Consider the following 19,600-nt stretch of genomic DNA (forward strand, 5'->3'; position numbering starts at 1 on the left):
TATCTTTATATACGCTAATATCTGATTTTAAGAAAATCGACAATGCTTGAAAAAGCTCGCTCAAAGCCATTAAAGCTATGATCGCCGCCAAATTCAATTAACTGTTTACATTGTGAGTAATACTTTATTGCGTGCTGAAAATTTAACACTTCATCCCCTGTTTGCTGTAATAAATACAACAGTTCAGGGTGTTTTAACTCTGTCACCGTTAATGCTTTTAACGCATCTATATGACGAGATTGTAATTGGTAATTATAATCTTGATACGGATTATAATTAGGCCCAAGTATAGGCTCTAATAATGTATATGGGGCAACGGCAGGATTAATTACCACCGCAGGAATTTGATAACGCTGCGATAAATACGTGGCAAAAAAACCACCTAACGAGCTGCCCAATAATACGGTATTCGGTGTTAATAGTTGTTCAAGCGCTATAATCGCCTCTATAGGTTCATGATTTAAGCGTGGCACACAATAATCAACATCATAGTGTGCCATAAGCTCACCAAAGCGCACAGCTTTATATGATTTTTCAGAGCTATTAAAACCGTGAATATAGATTACTCGTTTAACCATACCACGTCCGTGCGTATATGCACCTTTTGTTGCTCAGCATTTAAGTGCAGCATACGATAAGCCGCCCCTTTATCTTCTTGCTGCCAAGTAGCACTGTGCTTTGTAAACTGCACGGAACTGGCCGGTGTCGCGTAAATATCAAGCTCTCTAAATTGCTGTTGGTAGTCATTGTGAACATGCCCATGAAACAGCGCATCAACGCGGCCATTATTAACTAATAAATTTAATAGCTGCGGCCCATTTTCTAGCATGTGTTTATCTAGGTAGCCATTAATAGGCAATGGGTTGTGATGACAAAATGCAATATGACGATTATCTGAATCGACTAAACACGCCATAATTTCCTCTAAATGCGAGGGCGTCACCCACCCAGCAGGGGTATTTCCTTTAGAATTAATTAATATCAGTTCAAACCCTTGCGCCACAATATGTTTAGCGCGTTGTATTTGCCCGCCACTAATTAAATTGAGCTGATCAATTTCATCATGATTGCCGGGAACCCAAAATACGGGGCAATCAAGGTCACTATTATGAATCAGTTCAGCAAATAATAAATAGGAATTAAAGCTGTGATCTTGGGTTAAATCGCCACCAAATATCAAGGCATCAGGCTGCTGTTTTGCTATATCTGTAAGTGCCCTAGTAAAATGTTCTGCGGTGTTAACCCCAAAATACTCGCCCTGCTTATCGCTAAAAAGGTGACAATCCGTTATATGGGCTATACGAAGCTGGGCTTGCTCAAAATAATACGTATCATCAAACCAAGCCATTATTTACATCCCAATTAAGTGTTGATTGACCTCGCTCTACACAGGCAACCAACCAATCATATAAAAAAGCATTCAACTGATACTTTTCATCTTTTTGATGCATCTTAGGATTAGGGTAGCCATAGGAAGGTTTGATTCGTTGGTGGTAATCATGATGGACAATTTCGGCTACTTTAGCATCATTATATAAGCGCACAGTTAAATACAAAGGCGAAATACCACTTACCATTCCTGATAACTGTTTAATAGATACATCAAGGGTGTACTTGGCATTGTCATCTATGTTGATGGCAAATTCACTGTGGCCCAGTTTGATTTCTCTAACACTGCCAATCGCTCGTTCACTAGGTAGTAATTTTAAAAGGCGTACGTAATTATGCTCACAAAGTGTTAAATACTTTGGAAGGCTTTGAATGTATCGATTAGTCGTTAAAAGTGCTGTCAAAATACCGCCATTACTATTAAAAAATTAAAAACTATGCCCACTTCTTACGTATTCTGTCGCGATTTAGTGCTAACCATTGCAAGCAAATTACCGTAGCCGCATTATCTATCTCGCCACGATTGAGTCGCTGCAGTGCTTCGTCTACGTGCATAATATGGGTTTTAATATCTTCACCTTCGGTGTCTAACCCATAAATGCCGGTGCTCATTTGGCTTAAATCGGCATGAGCTAAATATAAAAACAAACGCTCTGTGGTACCGCCGGGGCTTGAAAGGTAAGACAACATAAACTCAAGTTCTGTTAAATTAAGCCCGGCTTCTTCAAACGCTTCTTTTTTAACAACCGACTCGTAATCTTCACTGCCATCGGTCATGCCCGCTATACATTCTAACAGCCAAGGCGTGTGTTTGCTTTTAATTGCGCCAATTCGAATTTGTTCAATTAGCAGCACTTGCTCAGTTACTGGGTCATAAGGTAAAACTGCGACCGCATCGCCACGCTCTAAAATTTCTCGACGAATAACCTCAGACTCTCCACCCGCAAATAAGGCATGCTTAAATTGATAAAGGTTTATTTTAAAAAAACCATCATACAAATTTTCAATTGGTTTTAATCTCACATCGTCATGGGTAAATTTAATACGACTTTTATTCGCCATCTATTCTTTCCTTTTTGAGGGTGCAAATACATCAACGTCATTTAGGTATATATTCTGTTACACTTGAGAACGCTGTTTTACTAATTTTTTTTTTAGTTATTAGTTAAAACAGGTTAACATGCTACTAGTACAAAAATTGTCTAAGGACCGAACATCACATGAAAAAGAACATCCTTGCTGCACTGGTTAGTTTATCATGCGCATTGGGCTCAACCGTAGCCAATGCAGAAGATTTACTTCAAGTTTTTGAAATCGCAACAGCCAACGATCCTACCGTTTTAAAAGCAAAAGCCCAAGCTGATGCACAATCATACCAAAGCGATCGCGCTATGAGCGCACTATTACCGCAAATTGGTTTAAGCATGAGTTATGAAAAAAGTGACTCGACCTCTTTTCAAAGCGTAGGCGATTTATCAAACCAAGTTAAAGTCGAAAGTGAAACGGACCAATTCAGACGTGGTATTAGCTTAAGCCAAACGCTATTTGATTTGGGCGCGTGGAATTCACTCGGCATTGCTGACAAACAAGCACTGCAAGCTAGTGGCCAGTACGATTTTGCTAAACAAGATTTAATAGTACGTGTGGCTGAAGGCTATTTTAACGTATTAAGCGCTATTGATAACCTTGAATTTGTACAAGCTGAAAAACGTGCCATTGAGCGCCAACTTGAACAAACTAAACAACGTTACGCTGTAGGTTTAACGGCTATTACCGATGTACATGAAGCACAAGCACAATTTGATAACTCAGTAGCGCAAGAAATCATTGCTAATAATGCAGTAGAAACAGCCCGTGAGCAACTACGTGAGATCACCGGTAAATACCATGCAAAGCTAGATATGTTAAACACCGAAACGTTTTCTACTGTTAAGCCAAGTACGCCTGCAACTGATTTAGTTAAAATAGCGAAAGACAAAAACTTAAATCTGCAAGTATCAAAAATAACGGTTGATATCGCTAAAGAGCAAATTGAACTTGCTAAAGCAGGGCATTATCCAAAACTAACTTTAAATGCTAGTTACGGCGACTCATTAACAGATAGCGAGTTAAATGGCGCTAGTTTTGACGACCAGCCTCGTTCAGATTCAACATCTGTTGGACTTAACTTTAGCGTACCACTTTACTCTGGTGGCGCAACGGTTGCTGCAACAGATCAAGCTCGTGCATTTTACGTTGCTGCGAGCCAAGATTTTGAAACGGATTATCGCGCAGTAACTCGCTCTGTTATTACTTCTTATAACCAAGTGGTATCTGATATTGCGACCTATAAAGCGCTTGAACAAGCGGTTATTTCAGCACAAAGCGCATTAAAAGCCACTGAAGCGGGTTTTGAAGTGGGTACACGTACCATTGTTGATGTGCTCGTCAGTACGCAAAACTTATACAACGCAAAGCGTAATCTTGCTGATGTGCGTTATCGCTATGTTGTGTCAACGCTTCGTCTAAAACAAGCAACAGGCACATTAAGCCGCGAAGACTTAGTGGGTATAAACCAAGGTTTAAACACGGTTAACTAAACACTATATTTCATTATATAACCACTAAAGCCAGCTTTTTGCTGGCTTTTTGTATTTTTGAGCGCATAGCGTTAAACTAGCCTTTTATTTTTTAGAGAAATTTTTGTGGTCAACTCATCCCCTTTTAAAGCCTCTTTTTTAGGTCCTCGTTATTGGCTAACTTGGATTGGTGTCTTATTTTTATATCTCATTTCATGGTTACCACAAAAAATACAATTAGCTATGGGTAAGCAGCTAGGACGCTTGGTTCATAAATATATGAAGCGCAGAAGGCATATTGCTGAAGTTAATATTAAACACTGTTTCCCCACGATGAGCGAAGCCGAGCAACAACAGCTGGTACTTAAAAATATGGAAAATACCGGTATTGCTATGGTTGAAACCGGTATGGCTTGGTGGTGGCCACAATGGCGGGTCAAAAAAGTATTGGGATCAATAAAAGGGCTTGAGCACTTTGAGCGCGTACAACAATCAGGAAAAGGCGTTTTATTACTTGTTCCACATATACTTCACCTTGAAATGACAAGTCGTGTAATGGGTTTGAAGTGCCAAGGTATTGGCTTTTACCGCCCACATAATAATCCGCTTATGGAATACTTTACTACCAATGGGCGTCTTCGCTCTAATGAATACATGGTTGGAAAAAAAGACGTAAAAGGATTATTAAAATCATTAAAAAATAAAAAGCTGTGTTATTACTTACCCGATCAGGATTATGGCCGTAACCGCTGTGAGTTTGTGCCTTTTTATGCAGTACCTGATACAGCAACAACCACCGGAACACTAATGTTTGCAGGTAGTAAAAACTGCGAAACAATGAGCTTAATTGCTTATAGGGATGACAACGGAAAATATCACCTAGAAATCGTGCCTGAGCTTGAAAACTTCCCAAGCGGCGATAATAAAGCCGATGTAACACGTGTTAATCAGCGCATGGAACAATCAATAAATGCCGCCCCTGAACAATATATGTGGCTACATAGACGTTTTAAAACACGACCCGATAAAGACGCCCCCTCTTTTTATTAAAGATGGGTTATTAAAATAACAAAGATGAGTGACAGCCATGTGGTTTTGGATTAGATATATACTTTTAGCTTTATTGTTAATTGGTGCAGCCATTTACTTTTTACTAAATGGTACGTCGTCACTTAATTATCAACAAACCACCAACGCTGCTGCTGAAGGGTTATCGCGGTTTTATGCATCAATTCGAGATAGAATTACTGTCAATAAAGACAATGACAAATTTGTCATTGAACTCGAAAAACCCGATCTTAGCCTCGACAGAGCGCTAAACCAACGCTCTTTTGTAGTAGAGCCTATGCCTTTAAATTGGAGTGGAGAAGTAGGCCCGCGTCGCTTTCAACGTGACTCAACCTTGCGTACTGTACTGACCCAATATGCTAATAACGAAGGTATTACTTTAATGTGGTACTTAGACAAAGATTACGTAATAAAAGATCACTTTCGTATAGATAGCAGTTTTAACTCCGCTTTATACCGCGTTAGCCGCTCTATTAATGATGACTTTTCAAATGAAGTGTATGCGTTTTTCTGCCCTAAACAACGTGCAGCGGTGATTACCGAGCTACCGTCTGAATTTGTACGCTCAAACTGTTTAAAGCTAAGCAATTAACTACATTCGGTTTAATTTTGTTGATATGCGCTCAAATATTGCTGAGCGCATAACATTAAATTGCTCAATCTAGCCCAAATATTGCCTTCCAAATCGTGCTAACATTATTGATATTTTCACTAAACTCTTCGCGTTTAACGCAGCGACCTTGCTGGTCTAAGCTCAACACATGATAGCGTGAGCGATAGTCTATATACGCTTGAATAAGCTGCTTTTTTTGAATATCGCTGATACAGCCAATTTTAGCCGCATCAGTTAAAATTCTCACATTGTCAGAATTATCGCATAAGTGGGTAAACTCATGGGCATGTTTTAATACCAAGTATTGCGTTATAAACTCAATATCGGTCATGGCACCTACATCTTGTTTTAAGTCAAATTGCTGCGCATTGCCTTTAGCCAAATGGCCACGCATTTTTTCGCGCATTTTAATCACGTCTGCTTTTAAAGTATCTTCATCACGTTGTTGGCACAATATCTCGGCGCGAATTTGTGCAAATCGTGTTACTAATTCAGCTTGGCCTAAAATCAGCCTCGCTCTAACCAGCGCTTGGTGCTCCCATGTCCATGCTTGCGTTTGCTGATAATGATTAAAGCTTTCTAGATTAATAGCTAATAGCCCTGATGCACCTTCTGGACGCAGACGAGTATCTAACTCATATAAAATACCTGAGGCGGTACGGGTATTAAATAAATGCATTAATCGTTGTGCGAGTTTTAAATAAAACTGCCTTGAGTCAATCGCTTTATCACCATTGGTGTAGCTTGTACCATCATGGTTATGCACAAAGACTAAATCGAGATCCGAGTCATAACCCACCTCAAAACCGCCAGTTTTACCATACGCAATAACCGCAAACCCCTTGTTTTCATCATCGGTGTTAGGTGGCATACCAAAGCGTTTTACGCAGTGGTACCACGCAATATTTACAGCCTGATCGACTATCGCTTCAGCCAATGCTGTTAAGTGATCGCTTACTTTCATTACATCAATAACGCCCGTCGCATCAGCTGCGGCAATGCGTAATTGATGGGTTTGCTTAAACTGGCGCAGCGCTTCCATTTGCTGCTCTAAATCGTCATGTTCAATACGTAAAAAATACTGTCTTATTTCATCTTTATACGCAGTTAATGGGGTTGGCTTGTAAAGCACAGCTGGGTCGATAAGTTCATCGAGCAAAATGGGGTATAATGAAATATGCTCGCCAATCCATTTACTGTGGCAACAAAGTAAAACCAATTGTTTTAGCGTTCCTGGATTTTCATACAGCAACTCTAGATAAGCGGTGCGCGAAATAATTTTATTTAATATTTGGCATACCGTTGCAAAGGCGCTAGCACTGGCATTAAAGTCGTTTAACTGTTTAAGTAATGCCGGCATTAATTTATCAAGAATATCGCGCCCACGATTGCCGACTTTAGCTTTAGAAAGTCGTTGTTTAAAGTCGTATAATGGTGTTTGCCACTCATCTCTGGGCTCATTTAAAAAGCTAACATCGCCGTGATCCCAAGCACTAATAAACGCCCCTTCACAGGTATCAAGTGGTTCAGTTTCTTCGCCTATAACCTGTGTAAATTCGTTATGTATTTGGCTCATCACATGTTCTATTTTCACAAGCGTTGCCGCAAAATCTGCCTGAGCGAGCAACACATTGAGTCGCTGTTGATTTAGCTCATCATCGGGCAGTGTTTGTGTTTGTTGATCATCAAATATTTGTAGGTATTGCTCTACTTTGCGTAAGTATAAGTAATTGCTTTTTAAATCTTTAGCTTCAAGCTCATCAATAACTTGGCTTAGTGTTAACTCTTTTAATGCAATTAATAAAGATTGCGTTTGTAAGTTTGCCTCTCTGCCACCTCGCACCATTTGCAAAGCCTGAACGATAAACTCCACTTCGCGAATGCCACCACCACCTAACTTAATATTATTGGTTAAGCGCTTACGACGCACCTCTTGGGCAATCATAAGCTTCATTTTTCTTAGCGACTCAATAACCGAAAAATCAATATAACGGCGATACACAAAAGGCTTTAATAACGTATTAAACTCCTGCCAATAAATGTTAGGCGTGCCAATTAAGCGCCCTTTTAACATCGCGTAGCGCTCCCAATCACGCCCTTGCTCTTGGTAGTAATCTTCAATGGCATTAAAGCTCATTACCAACGGACCACTTTCCCCAAATGGTCGCAAACGCATATCTACGCGAAAAACTTGGCCATCGACCGTACATTGATTAAGTGCTGTAATTAGCTTTTGGGCAACTTTAGTATAAAAGACAGATGCTTCAAGCGAGCGACGCCCACCTTGGGTTTTAACATTGCGAGGATATGCAAAAATAAGATCGATATCAGATGAATAATTGAGTTCTTGTCCACCTAGTTTACCCATTCCTAATACCATTAACGGTAACGGGTTGTTGTGCTCATCCAATGGCTCACCATTGGTTTTAGCGACATTTTTATAGGCCCATTGATTAGCACTGTCGATCAGTTTATTAGCAAGTTCACTAATATATTTAATACTATTTTCAATCGGGTTTTTGCAGCATAAATCTAAAAAAGCCACCTTTAACCAGTATTTTTCTCGGTATTGGCGCAGTAACTTATGGCACTCACTCTCTTCTATTTTAGTTATATCTAGCTGTGTAAAAGGGTCTAAAATTTCTCTATTTTTAATTTCGTGTTCACACAGTAACCAAGACAGTAGCGCAGGTTGAGAGCTTAAGCTGCGCCAAGCAAAATCACTTAACGCCAATAGCCGTATTATCTGCTGCTGGTTTTGTTGCTCTGGGTACAGCGCGGCAAAGCGTGTTTCACCGAGTTTTTGTAATTCAATAGGAAGCTGCGTGTCGTTACTCATCAATACCCTCTTTTATCTCACCAATAACCATACTAGAATGGTTAAAAACCTATCAAGGTAAATCTATTTAGGAACACCATGTCATATTTGTCATTATCTAACACTAGTTTAGTTGCGATTGCTATTAGTTTTGTGGTTATTTGTGTCATCATCATCAGTTTAAGAATTGTTACTCAAATAAAAGCAAAACAAGCACTTAAAGAAGAATTGGCGCAACATGATAACTTTGCAATGGGGATTAGTTTTGCCTCTGAAATATCTGTTGTTATAGCCACCATGGCGTTTTTATTTGATGAAATTAGTATTAGCACCGCACAATCAAACCCATTAAAAGTGATTTTGTTAATTGTGCTGCTCTTTTCATTTATTAAAATGGGGCATTTAATCCATCGTAAATGGATATTACGCCGCTTTAATGAAGAAGCCGCAATACTAAAGCAAAACGTCTGTGCTGCGCTGGTTGACTCGGGGATGCTTATTGCCAATTGTATTTTAGCGCTGGGTTTATATACATGGACACATACTCAGGGGTTTAGTAATTTATTAATTGCCTCAGTAAGCTTTTTTGTGTTGCAAGGAATGTTTGCTTTGGACAGTAAAATACGTGAATACCGCTTTGCTAAAGCAAATCAAGGCGCCTCATTGCAAAGTAATTTTGGCTTAGAAAATACCTCTATTGGTATTCGCTATGCGGGTAAGTCAATTGGATTAGCACTTGCGGCGTATGCTGGTTTATCTAGTGCGGCCTTTCAAAATGGTAAAATGGTAGAAAACTTATTTACCTTGGTAATGCATTGCGGTGTGATGTGGCTGTTACTATACTGTTTAACGTATATTATAAAAATTATTTCAATGCCTAATATCGACACCGCACTTGAAGTTGATCATCAAGATAATATTGGTATTGCGTGTATTGAATTTGCTGTATTTTGTGCTATTGGTTACTTACTTATAAGTATGTTTTCAATTTAGTACCAAACTGGTTAAATTAAGCCGTTACTAAACGTCCCTATTTAATAGTCTGGTAAATTAACAGGGACTTTAGGCATATGGAAATAAAAACAGCGAGTTATCTCTTAATTGATATAGACAACGAGTTTAGCCATTCATTTATTAAACACTATATAAACTCAAATGATCCAGCTAAAAAAGACATCGTTATTGCCGGGGCTAACACCCAAAAGCTGGTTAAAATGATGTTTGATGAACTCGTTAAAGATTATTGCTATTGCGATATTGAAAACGAAATAAGCATTTCTGAGCTGGCCAGCTACCTACACGAACACCACAATATTCAGGGGGTACTGTTTAACCAAACAGATTACTTGCTCGCCGATGATACACAGCGCTTTATTTATAATTCACTGCATGAAAAACGCTATATGGTTATTCAAACAGATCAAGGGTATGAAATTAAGCCCATAAAAGATGAATGCCATTCAAACCATTTATCGTGTGATACCGACATAGCTCAAACTGCACAAGAGTTAACAGAGCTTTTAACCCCCGAATATGAAAAATAAATAATTGCACCCAAGCCTTTGCTTACTTACCATAGAGAGATATAACTTCTATGTAAAAAAGTGATTTGCCATGCGAGTGCCCCATATTTATCAATCATCACCGATTGCTCTCAACACCCCTTTAAATCTTGACGATGACGCTGCAGGCCATGTAGGTCGTGTGCTACGAATGAAAGTGGGCGAGCAGGTTTCTATTTTTAATGGTGAAGGGGGTGAATTTCTCAGTGAAATTATTGAAGTGAGCAAAAAAACCGTTGTTGTTATGCCCCTTGAATTTAATCCTCATGACGTTGAATCGCCATTAAAGATTCATTTAGGCCAGTGTGTATCCCGTGGTGATAAAATGGATTTTACCATTCAGAAGTCGGTTGAATTAGGGATCACTGAAATAACACCTATTTTTAGCCAGCGATGCGGCGTAAAACTCAGTGGCGACCGCCTAGAAAAAAAACACCAGCAATGGCAAAAAATAGCCATTGCTGCTGCAGAGCAGTCTGGGCGTAACTTTGTACCAATCATTAATCCTCCCGTAGATTTAAAACACTGGCTTGAACAGCAAACCGATGCAATTAAATTAACCTTACACCCGCGCGCCGAGCACAGCATTAAAACCATTACTGTTCCTGATGGTGGCGTGCGATTTTTAGTGGGCCCTGAAGGGGGATTTACCGATGATGAAATGGCGCAAACTAAACAACAAGAATTTGTAGATATTCGCTTAGGTCCGCGAGTACTTCGCACAGAAACAGCAGCGTTAACCGTTTTAAGTGCACTGCAATTACAATTTGGCGATTTAGCTAATTGAAATAACTAAAAGCACCCACATATCAAGATTACAGTTGTAAAAAACACATAAATTAAGGCACAGCGCATGGCAATTAAGTTAGGTATTATTTCAGATCCTATTAGTGGATTTAATATTAAAAAAGACACCGGTTTTGCAATGATGATGCAAGCACAAACCCGTGGCTACGAAATTTACTACATGGAAATGGATGATTTATCGCTGCGTCAAGGCAATGCCTACGCCACTGCAGCCAAAGCTCAAGTTTTTGATAACGCTCAAAAGTGGTACCAACTTGAAGAAAAAGAAACCATAGCACTGGCTGATTTAGACGTTATTTTAATGCGTAAAGATCCGCCTTTTGATACTGAATATATTTACGCAACGTATATTTTAGAGCGTGCAGAGCAAGCAGGTACATTAGTGATTAATAAACCACAAAGCTTGCGCGACGCCAATGAAAAACTCTTTACAGCTTGGTTTAGTGAACACACGCCAGATACATTAGTAACACGCAGCCAAAAACAAATCCGTGAGTTTTTAGCCCAGCATAAAGATATTATTTTAAAACCGCTTGATGGCATGGGTGGCGCCTCTATTTTTAGAGTAAAAGCCGATGATGCTAATATAGGCGTAATATGCGAAACCTTAACCGAGCATGGTAGCCGCTTTGCCATGGCGCAAAATTATATCCCAGAGATCACTCAAGGCGATAAGCGCGTATTGGTTGTTGATGGTGAAGTGATTCCTTATTGCTTAGCGCGTATTCCACAAAATGGCGAAACACGCGGTAATTTAGCCGCAGGCGGTCGTGGTGAAGCCCGCCCTATTAGCGAATCAGATCTTAAAATTGCAAAGGCGGTCGCCCCTACTTTGAAAGAAAAAGGCTTAATATTTGTAGGTTTAGATATTATTGGTGATAAGTTAACTGAGATTAACGTAACAGCGCCAACCTGCGTAAAAGAAATTGAAGCCGCTTACGATATTTCAATTACCGGCATTTTATTTGACGCCATAGAGAAAAAGCTTAATAAATAAATTATCACTGAATCAGTTCAAAGATATAAAGCGATGACGCTTATCGTGTCATCGCTGAAAACTCGAATAAATTTTTAGTGTTAAAACATGGGACTATGCCATACTCAAGATTCAATAACTAAAAGGGTAAAACTTATGCAGTCATTAGAAAATCACTTTTTAATCGCAATGCCATCAATGCAAGACCCTTTTTTTAAACGTGCCGTCACTTATATTTGTGAACACAACGAAGAAGGCGCTATGGGATTGGTGATCAATCAGCCGATTGATGTCACCGTAGGTGAGTTACTCGACAAAATTGATATTGATAACGATAAATCTCAACATGCCGCGCAAGTGACTGTGTTTGCTGGCGGGCCGGTAAAAACAGACCGTGGCTTTGTGCTACATTCACCTAAACCTGGGTACTCGGCAAGCCAAAAGTTGAGCAGTGATATTATGATCACCACCTCAAAAGATGTGTTAGCCACGTTAACCACAGCCCAAGCACCCGAGCAATTTATTATTACTTTAGGCTACTCCGGTTGGGAACAAGGCCAATTAGAGCAAGAGCTATTAGACAATAGCTGGCTGATCATTAAAGCCGATCCTAAAATAATTTTTGATACTCCAGTAGAAAAACGCTGGGAAATGGCAGTCTCTATGCTTGGTTTTGATATTGGCCAATTAAGCCCCGAAGCCGGACATGCTTAATAACATAAAAGATATACATGACTAAAAAAACAGTAAAGCCGCAGGGTGAGCGCACCGTTATGGGATTTGACTTTGGTACCAAGAGTATTGGTATTGCTATTGGTCAAGAGCTCACTGGCAGTGCGACCAGCTTAAAGGCGGTGAAAGCCCAAGATGGCATCCCTAATTGGGATGACATTGCTGTGCAAGTAAAAGAATGGCAACCCGATTTAATGGTTGTCGGGTTACCGCTAAACATGGATGGCACCTCACAAGAGGTTACCTTTAAAGCTAAAAAATTTGCTAATCGTTTGCACAACCATTACGGCATTGCAGTTCATACTCAAGATGAACGCTTAACTACCGCTGATGCTAAAGCACGGTTATTTGAACGTGGTGGCTATAAAAATTTAGGTAAAGGTAACGTAGATAATATGTCTGCGGTGATCATTCTAGAGAGCTTTTTTAAAGCCAGTTATGGTGAATAAAGAACTTAACCCACATAAAAAAAGCGCCTAAGGCGCTTTTTTTATGTGGGTTAAGACTAAGTCATATTGCCTTTGTCATCAAGGCCATCAATGGTCACACCTTGTAAGAAGCCTGCGCCTTGTTGCTCGTTATTACGTAGTTTAATCATCAAGCGTAAGTCATTTGGCGAATCCGCATGATGCAGCGCATCGGCATAATTAATACGTTGCTGTCTGTAAAGCTCAAACAGCGCTTGGTCAAAGGTTTGCATGCCCATCTCTGTTGATTTAGCCATGGTTTCTTTAATGCCACCAATATTACCGTTTTTAATTAGCTCACTGACCATTGGCGTATTAAGTAATACCTCAATGGCAGCAACACGCCCTTCCCCATCAGAGGTAGGAATAAGTTGCTGAGCAATGATAGCGCGTAAATTTAATGCTAAGTCATATTTAAGCTTATCGTGCTTTTCTTTTGGTACTAAGTGCATAATGCGGTCAATAGCTTGATTAGCATTGTTAGCATGCAAGGTGGCAACACATAAATGACCCGTTTCTGCAAAGCTCAACGCATATTCCATGGTTTCTTGCGAACGAATTTCACCAATTAAAATAACATCAGGCGCTTGGCGCAAAGAGCTTTTAAGTGCCGATTCAAAGCTTTCAGTATCTAAACCCACTTCACGTTGGGTAATAATACTTTTTTGATGTTCATGCACAAATTCAATCGGATCTTCTATGGTTAAAATATGCCCACGTTGATTGCGATTTCTATAACCAATAAGTGCCGCCAAAGACGTTGATTTACCGGTTCCCGTACCACCTACAAATAACACGAGTCCGCGCTTTGACATAATCACATCGGTCAATGCAGAGGGTAATCCAAGCTCTTTAACATCGGGTATTTTAGTGACAATTCGACGAATAACCATGCCCGCTCTGTCGCGTTGCCAAAAAGCCGAAATACGAAAGCGCCCTTCGCTAGTTGCAATCGCAAAGTTACATTCTTTAGTGTTATGAAACTCTGCTTTTTGTTTTTCACTCATCGCTGATTCGACTAACTCTAGCGCTTGCTCATCTGTTAATTTATCGTCATTAAGAGGAGTTAGCTCGCCGTTAATTTTAGCGCTAATAGGAAGTTGGCTCGATACAAATAAATCAGAGCCTTTTTTGTCGATCATTATTTGTAAAAAGTGATTTAAAGATAAAGTCATAATAATTCCTTAAGCGCTAAACTGCGTCTTATCTTGCGCTTTTGTATACGCCGCTGAGTGAGTGATAATGCCACGGTTAACTAAGCTTGTTAAACATTGATCCATGGTTTGCATGCCTTGCGACGCACCGGTTTGAATTGATGAGTACATTTGTGCAATTTTATCTTCACGGATTAAGTTACGAATAGCAGGCGTTGCCAACATAATTTCATGTGCAGCCACTCGCCCTCCCCCTACTTTTTTTATCAGTGTTTGCGAAATAACTGCACGTAATGACTCAGAGAGCATAGAGCGGATCATATCTTTTTCTTCGCCAGGGAATACATCAATAATACGGTCAATGGTTTTAGGTGCAGAGGTCGTATGCAAAGTACCAAACACCAAGTGACCGGTTTCCGCAGCGGTCATAGCAAGGCGAATAGTTTCTAAATCTCGTAACTCACCCACTAAAATAACATCTGGGTCTTCACGGAGTGCGCTGCGTAGTGCGTTAGAAAAGCTATGTGTATCACGATGAACTTCCCGCTGATTAATTAAGCTGAGTTTATTATCGTGAACAAATTCGATAGGATCTTCGATGGTCAGCACATGATGATGCTTAGTCTGATTAATGTAATCGACCATCGCCGCAAGCGTGGTCGACTTACCTGAACCTGTAGGGCCCGTGACTAACACTAGGCCTCGTGGGTTATCTGAAATTTGTTTAAATATTTCAGGTGCGCCTAAATCTTCAAGAGTGAGTACGTCACTCGGGATAGTACGAAACACAGCAGCAGGGCCACGATTAGAGTTAAAGGCATTTACACGAAAACGTGCTAAATTAGGGACTTCAAAAGAAAAATCCACTTCGAGATTTTGTTCATAGTCCTTACGCTGGTTATCGTTCATAATGTCATAAACCAGACTGCTGACTTCTTTATCTCCAAGTGCTGGTATATTAATACGTCGCACATCGCCATCAACACGTATCATAGGTGATACCCCTGATGATAAGTGCAAATCTGATGCTTTATGTTGCACACTAAATGCCAATAATTCGGTGATATCCATTTATGACTCCACAACTAACTGATAAATATATGGTTACAATAGCAGAACGACTCACATCCGCCTACGCTAGAATTGCAGAGGCAGCGCACAAAGCACAACGTAATAGTAACGATATTACGTTACTTGCAGTATCTAAAACCAAACCCGCTACTGATATTATGGCAGCTTATGAGCAAGGGCAACGTCAATTTGGTGAATCTTATGTTCAAGAGGCTGTAGATAAAATAGCGCAACTAGACACATTTAGCGATATTGTTTGGCATTTCATTGGCCCTATTCAGTCAAATAAAAGTGCTTTAGTCGCTGCCAATTTTGCTTGGGTGCAAAGTGTAGACAGACTTAAAATAGCCAAGCGATTAAACAGTCAACGCCCTGAGACAATGCCGCCACTGAATGTACTTATTCAAGTGAATATTAGCGAAGAAGAAGCAAAGTCTGGTTGTCACCCCAATGAAATCACTGAGCTGGCGCAATATATAGATCAATGTGCCCATTTACAGTTGCGCGGACTGATGGCTATTCCCGCTAAAAGCGACGATGCAAACACGCAAATTCAATATTTTGAGCAATTACAAACTTGCTTTGATAAACTACAGACCCAATATCCTCATATAGATACGTTGTCGATGGGGATGAGTAACGATGTAGAAGCTGCCATAGCGGCAGGTTCAACCATGGTGAGGATCGGCACAGATATTTTTGGAACACGAACTTAAAAGGTGATAACAGACATATGTCAGATAAAAAAATCGCATTTATAGGCACAGGTAATATGAGCTACGCCATCATTGGTGGCATGGTAAAAAACGGCTTTAACGCAAATAATATTATTGCGACTAACCGCAACCAAGAAAAACTAGCTAAGGTAGCTGCCGATTTCAAAGTGCAAACCACCAGTGACAATAACGAAGCTATGCGCGATGCCGATGTCATTGTTTTGTCTGTTAAACCACAAATGATGGGCGATTTATGCCAATCATTTCAAGATTCAGGTGTCGACTTTAGCGATAAATTATTTATCTCAGTCGCGGCAGGCTTAACCGTTAAGCGCTTACGTGAAATGCTTGGTCAAGATGTAAAAATGGTACGTTGTATGCCAAATACGCCATCATTACTTGGCCGTGGTGTATCTGGCTTATATGGTGCAGGCGAAACCCAAAGTGAGCATGAGTTTGTACAGCAAGTATTTGAATGTACAGGTATTGTTGTATGGGTAGATCAAGAATCACAAATTAACGACGTGATTGCTGTTACCGGCTCTTCACCGGCTTACTTTTTCTTATTTATGGAAGCCATTGAAGAAAAAGCCAAAGCGCTTGGGTTTAGTGATGAAGACGCACGCCGCTTAGTGCAGCAAACCGCCCTTGGCGCAGCTGAAATGGCACTTAGCCAAACTGATATTAGCATTTCACAATTACGTTCAAATGTGACATCAAAAGGCGGTACCACGCATGCAGCCGTTGAGCATTTAAAAGCACAAGGTTTAACTAAAACCGTAGGCGATGCAATGGATGCGTGTATTGCGCGTGCAGTGCAAATGGAACAAGAACTTTAAAACCATTTTTTATTGAAGGTTATACTATGAATGCCATGCAATTTTTAATTAGCACCTTGTTTGATCTATTTTTAATGGTGGTACTACTGCGTTTTTGGCTACAGTGGGCAAAAGCCGACTTTTACAACCCTATGAGCCAATTTGTGGTCAAAGCCACTTCGTTTGCAGTTAACCCGCTGCGAAAAGTCATTCCAGGGCTAGGCGGGCTTGATTTAGCCTCTTTGTTGCTGGCATTTATAGTGGCTGCGGCAAAAATAAGTACCCTAATGTGGCTTATTTATAGCTCTTGGGCTATTCAGCCTGTGCTTATACAAGCGCTAATAACTGTTTTAAAAGAAGGTTTAAATTTAGTCTTTTGGGTATTAATCATCCGCGCTATTTTAAGCTGGGTAAGCCAAGGCTATAACCCAATTGAAGCGGTATTCCATCAGCTTACTGAGCCAATGTTAAAGCCCATCCGTAAAATTTTACCGCCATTAGGGGGATTAGATTTATCGGTACTGGTACTAATCATCGGCATTCAGTTTTTACAAATGCTGCTAATGGACCTTTTAGCTTAAGCATAACGTAATATAAAAGAGGCCTAGTGCCTCTTTTTTACATACTCAGGAGTTAACCATGCAACGTTTAATAAAGTTTTGTTTTATTGCTTGTCTCGCCTTAGCATTTAATGCACACAGCGCACAAGAACAAGGCGCCCAGTATAAAGAACTAGGCCCTTGGCAAGTTCATTACATAGCCTTTCCATCAACGTTTATTCAGCCACAAATAGCCAAAACGTATGGCCTGGAACGCAGTGGCTTCAAAGGTATTGTTAATATTTCCATCTTAAAAAATGATACTGATAAAACAGCGCAAAAAGCGACATTACAAGGCACCGCTAGAAATTTATTAGGCAATAAACAAAGCCTCAACTTTAAAGAAGTGGTTGAAGGCGATTCTGTTTATTACCTAGCACAAGTAGATTACACCAACGAAGAAATTTTACGTTTTGAAATTGAAATCCAACAAGGTAACCAGTTCCAAACATTAAAGTTTCAGCAAAAATTTTACGTAGATTAAATATGACCAACACCTTAGTACTTGCAACCGGCAATCCCGGCAAAGTAAATGAGCTGGCTAACATGCTCAGCTCGCTTAATATTAATGTAGTACCACAAAGCGACTTTAACGTGAGCGAAGTGGCCGAAACAGGCACCACGTTTGTAGAAAACGCGATAATTAAGGCGCGTCATGCAGCTAAAATAACTGGATTACCGGCTATTGCTGATGATTCGGGATTAGAAGTTGATAGCTTAAATGGCGCACCCGGCGTTTACTCTGCCCGCTTTGCAGGTAAAGGCGCAAGTGATCAAGATAATATCGATAAATTACTGGCTGATTTAGGCGATAACCCTAACCGCCGTGCTCGTTTTTGGTGTGTATTGGTACTGATGCGTCACGCCGACGACCCTACCCCACTTATTTGCAGTGCTAGCTGGGAGGGCGAAATTACCCTTAGCCAACACGGTGAAGGTGGCTTTGGCTACGATCCTATCTTTTTTGTGCCATCAGAAAATTGCACCAGTGCAGAGCTGACAAAAGCGCAAAAAAATGCACTGAGTCATCGTGGGCAAGCACTTAAAATGTTACTGCAAGAGCTACAACACAAAGGCGGCCTGTGAACCTTCCTCCACTTAGTTTATATGTGCATGTGCCATGGTGCGTGCAAAAATGCCCGTACTGCGATTTTAATAGCCACGGGCAAAAAGGTGACATCCCTGAAGCTGAGTATGTACAGCATTTAATCGACGATTTAAAAGCTGATTTACACTTAGTACAAGAGCGTAAAATTCACAGTATTTTTATAGGTGGCGGCACACCAAGTCTATTAACCGGCGCGGCATACACCCGTTTACTCAAGGAAGTAGATAGCCTAATTGGCTTAAGCGATAACTGTGAAATAACCCTTGAAGCAAATCCCGGCACAGTCGAAACGGGCCGTTTTAAAGATTATGTAAAAGCAGGCATTAACCGTATCTCTATCGGCGTGCAAAGCATGCAGAACGATAAGTTAAAAGCCCTAGGTCGAATTCATGGTGCCGATGAAGCCAGTTATGCTGCACAGCAAGCCAGTGAAGCAGGGTTAAATAGCTTTAACCTTGACTTAATGCATGGCTTACCAGGGCAGTCTCTTGATGATGCACTGAGTGATTTAAAACAAATTATTGCGCTCAATCCACCGCATATTTCTTGGTATCAGCTCACCATTGAGCCAAATACGCAATTTGCTTCAAAACCGCCGACTTTGCCACAAGATGAAACCTTATGGGATATTCAAGAGCAAGGCCAAGCATTATTAGCACAAGCTGGCTATCAGCAATATGAAATATCAGGGTATGCAAAACCAGGCTATCAATGCCAACATAACTTGAATTATTGGCGGTTTGGCGATTATCTTGGCATTGGCTGCGGCGCTCATGGTAAGGTTACTGATGCGAAAACGGGGGTGATAACACGCACTGAAAAGGTAAAACACCCTCGGGGCTATATGGATATTATTAAACCCTACTTGTACAAAAGCTGGCAAGTAGAGCAAGACGACTTAGCGTTTGAATTTTTTATGAATCGCTTTCGTTTAATAGAGCCATGCCCTATAAATGATTTTAATGCGCTGACGCAGCAACCACTGCAAAGCCAACAGCATGCACTAGATAAAGCCATTAATGCCGGTTTACTAACAAAAACAGACAGCCACTGGCACGTTACACTCCAAGGGCAACGTTTTTTAAATGATCTACTTGCGTTATTTGTTTAGTGACAATAATAGGTTTCTAACAACAAAAGGGAA

General features: G+C 40.3%; 22 protein-coding genes. 15 read left to right on the top strand and 7 right to left on the bottom strand.

What is annotated here, in order from left to right:
- Positions 1-14: 14 nt before the first annotated feature.
- Genes AAGD16_RS12795 through AAGD16_RS12810 form a run of 4 tightly spaced genes read right to left on the bottom strand, consistent with a single transcriptional unit; the run spans position 15 to position 2,451 of the window.
- The gene (locus tag AAGD16_RS12795) at positions 15-578 is read right to left on the bottom strand and encodes a YqiA/YcfP family alpha/beta fold hydrolase (RefSeq protein WP_008110593.1); all 564 of its coding nucleotides are present in this window, start codon (positions 576-578) and stop codon (positions 15-17) included.
- The gene (locus AAGD16_RS12800; RefSeq protein ID WP_013465837.1) at positions 563-1,348 is read right to left on the bottom strand and encodes a metallophosphoesterase; all 786 of its coding nucleotides are present in this window, start codon (positions 1,346-1,348) and stop codon (positions 563-565) included. The genes AAGD16_RS12795 and AAGD16_RS12800 overlap by 16 nt, the downstream gene beginning before the upstream one ends.
- Positions 1,335-1,793 carry a DUF1249 domain-containing protein gene (locus tag AAGD16_RS12805; RefSeq protein WP_013465838.1) on the bottom strand — a complete coding sequence of 153 codons (459 nt, stop codon included), beginning with the start codon at positions 1,791-1,793 and terminating at the stop codon, positions 1,335-1,337. Before AAGD16_RS12805 ends, AAGD16_RS12800 begins: the two co-directional genes overlap by 14 nt.
- A gap of 31 nt (positions 1,794-1,824) precedes the next feature.
- The gene (locus tag AAGD16_RS12810; protein WP_090493782.1) at positions 1,825-2,451 is read right to left on the bottom strand and encodes an NUDIX domain-containing protein; all 627 of its coding nucleotides are present in this window, start codon (positions 2,449-2,451) and stop codon (positions 1,825-1,827) included.
- A gap of 158 nt (positions 2,452-2,609) precedes the next feature.
- Between AAGD16_RS12810 and tolC the strand changes: the two genes are divergently transcribed.
- The 3 genes from tolC (at position 2,610) to AAGD16_RS12825 (ending at position 5,607) form a co-directional block, all read left to right on the top strand.
- Entirely contained in the window at positions 2,610-3,968 is a 1,359-nt protein-coding gene (tolC, locus tag AAGD16_RS12815; protein WP_013465840.1) for an outer membrane channel protein TolC, read from the top strand.
- A gap of 105 nt (positions 3,969-4,073) precedes the next feature.
- Entirely contained in the window at positions 4,074-4,997 is a 924-nt protein-coding gene (lpxL, locus tag AAGD16_RS12820) for an LpxL/LpxP family Kdo(2)-lipid IV(A) lauroyl/palmitoleoyl acyltransferase (protein WP_377112205.1), read from the top strand.
- Positions 4,998-5,034: 37 nt separating this feature from the next.
- On the top strand, positions 5,035-5,607 hold the full coding sequence (locus AAGD16_RS12825) for a toxin co-regulated pilus biosynthesis Q family protein (RefSeq protein WP_028835648.1): 573 nt from the start codon (positions 5,035-5,037) through the stop codon (positions 5,605-5,607).
- Between the two features lie 64 nt (positions 5,608-5,671).
- Here AAGD16_RS12825 and glnE read toward each other — a convergent pair whose 3' ends face one another.
- Positions 5,672-8,467, bottom strand: a complete 2,796-nt coding sequence (glnE, locus tag AAGD16_RS12830) for a bifunctional [glutamate--ammonia ligase]-adenylyl-L-tyrosine phosphorylase/[glutamate--ammonia-ligase] adenylyltransferase (protein WP_377112208.1) — start codon at positions 8,465-8,467, stop codon at positions 5,672-5,674.
- A gap of 78 nt (positions 8,468-8,545) precedes the next feature.
- On the opposite strand from glnE, the gene AAGD16_RS12835 reads away from it, so the two are divergent.
- From AAGD16_RS12835 to ruvX, 6 genes are all read left to right on the top strand, one after another.
- Positions 8,546-9,439 carry a hypothetical protein gene (locus AAGD16_RS12835; RefSeq protein WP_013465844.1) on the top strand — a complete coding sequence of 298 codons (894 nt, stop codon included), beginning with the start codon at positions 8,546-8,548 and terminating at the stop codon, positions 9,437-9,439.
- Between the two features lie 77 nt (positions 9,440-9,516).
- Entirely contained in the window at positions 9,517-9,990 is a 474-nt protein-coding gene (locus tag AAGD16_RS12840; RefSeq protein WP_013465845.1) for a hypothetical protein, read from the top strand.
- A 70-nt stretch (positions 9,991-10,060) separates the two neighbouring features.
- Positions 10,061-10,795, top strand: a complete 735-nt coding sequence (gene rsmE / locus AAGD16_RS12845) for a 16S rRNA (uracil(1498)-N(3))-methyltransferase (RefSeq protein ID WP_273001729.1) — start codon at positions 10,061-10,063, stop codon at positions 10,793-10,795.
- A 66-nt stretch (positions 10,796-10,861) separates the two neighbouring features.
- Positions 10,862-11,812 (top strand): glutathione synthase, encoded by a 951-nt coding sequence (gene gshB / locus AAGD16_RS12850; protein ID WP_013465847.1) that lies wholly within the window; start codon positions 10,862-10,864, stop codon positions 11,810-11,812.
- Positions 11,813-11,947: 135 nt separating this feature from the next.
- Entirely contained in the window at positions 11,948-12,505 is a 558-nt protein-coding gene (locus tag AAGD16_RS12855; RefSeq protein ID WP_013465848.1) for a YqgE/AlgH family protein, read from the top strand.
- A 17-nt stretch (positions 12,506-12,522) separates the two neighbouring features.
- Positions 12,523-12,972, top strand: a complete 450-nt coding sequence (ruvX, locus tag AAGD16_RS12860) for a Holliday junction resolvase RuvX (RefSeq protein ID WP_377112214.1) — start codon at positions 12,523-12,525, stop codon at positions 12,970-12,972.
- A gap of 56 nt (positions 12,973-13,028) precedes the next feature.
- On the opposite strand, the gene AAGD16_RS12865 is transcribed toward ruvX, so the two are convergent.
- Complete coding sequence (locus tag AAGD16_RS12865; RefSeq protein ID WP_013465850.1) at positions 13,029-14,165, bottom strand: PilT/PilU family type 4a pilus ATPase; 1,137 nt, start codon at positions 14,163-14,165, stop codon at positions 13,029-13,031.
- 9 nt (positions 14,166-14,174) lie between these two features.
- The gene (locus AAGD16_RS12870; protein WP_013465851.1) at positions 14,175-15,215 is read right to left on the bottom strand and encodes a type IV pilus twitching motility protein PilT; all 1,041 of its coding nucleotides are present in this window, start codon (positions 15,213-15,215) and stop codon (positions 14,175-14,177) included.
- 2 nt (positions 15,216-15,217) lie between these two features.
- Between AAGD16_RS12870 and AAGD16_RS12875 the strand changes: the two genes are divergently transcribed.
- The 6 genes from AAGD16_RS12875 to hemW are packed head-to-tail and all read left to right on the top strand — an operon-like array spanning position 15,218 to position 19,567.
- Positions 15,218-15,931, top strand: coding sequence for a YggS family pyridoxal phosphate-dependent enzyme (locus AAGD16_RS12875; protein WP_024600821.1), 714 nt, complete (start codon positions 15,218-15,220; stop codon positions 15,929-15,931).
- Between the two features lie 17 nt (positions 15,932-15,948).
- Positions 15,949-16,770, top strand: coding sequence for a pyrroline-5-carboxylate reductase (proC, locus tag AAGD16_RS12880; protein WP_377112219.1), 822 nt, complete (start codon positions 15,949-15,951; stop codon positions 16,768-16,770).
- Between the two features lie 26 nt (positions 16,771-16,796).
- On the top strand, positions 16,797-17,330 hold the full coding sequence (locus AAGD16_RS12885; protein ID WP_024600823.1) for a YggT family protein: 534 nt from the start codon (positions 16,797-16,799) through the stop codon (positions 17,328-17,330).
- 58 nt (positions 17,331-17,388) lie between these two features.
- Complete coding sequence (locus tag AAGD16_RS12890) at positions 17,389-17,832, top strand: DUF4426 domain-containing protein (protein ID WP_024600824.1); 444 nt, start codon at positions 17,389-17,391, stop codon at positions 17,830-17,832.
- Positions 17,833-17,834: 2 nt separating this feature from the next.
- On the top strand, positions 17,835-18,434 hold the full coding sequence (locus AAGD16_RS12895; protein WP_024600825.1) for an XTP/dITP diphosphatase: 600 nt from the start codon (positions 17,835-17,837) through the stop codon (positions 18,432-18,434).
- Positions 18,431-19,567, top strand: coding sequence for a radical SAM family heme chaperone HemW (gene hemW, locus AAGD16_RS12900; protein WP_024600826.1), 1,137 nt, complete (start codon positions 18,431-18,433; stop codon positions 19,565-19,567). The genes AAGD16_RS12895 and hemW overlap by 4 nt, the downstream gene beginning before the upstream one ends.
- The last annotated feature ends 33 nt before the right edge of the window (positions 19,568-19,600 follow it).

Origin of the sequence: Pseudoalteromonas sp. M58, from assembly GCF_042604605.1 — a bacterium.
Taxonomy (GTDB): domain Bacteria; phylum Pseudomonadota; class Gammaproteobacteria; order Enterobacterales; family Alteromonadaceae; genus Pseudoalteromonas; species Pseudoalteromonas tetraodonis.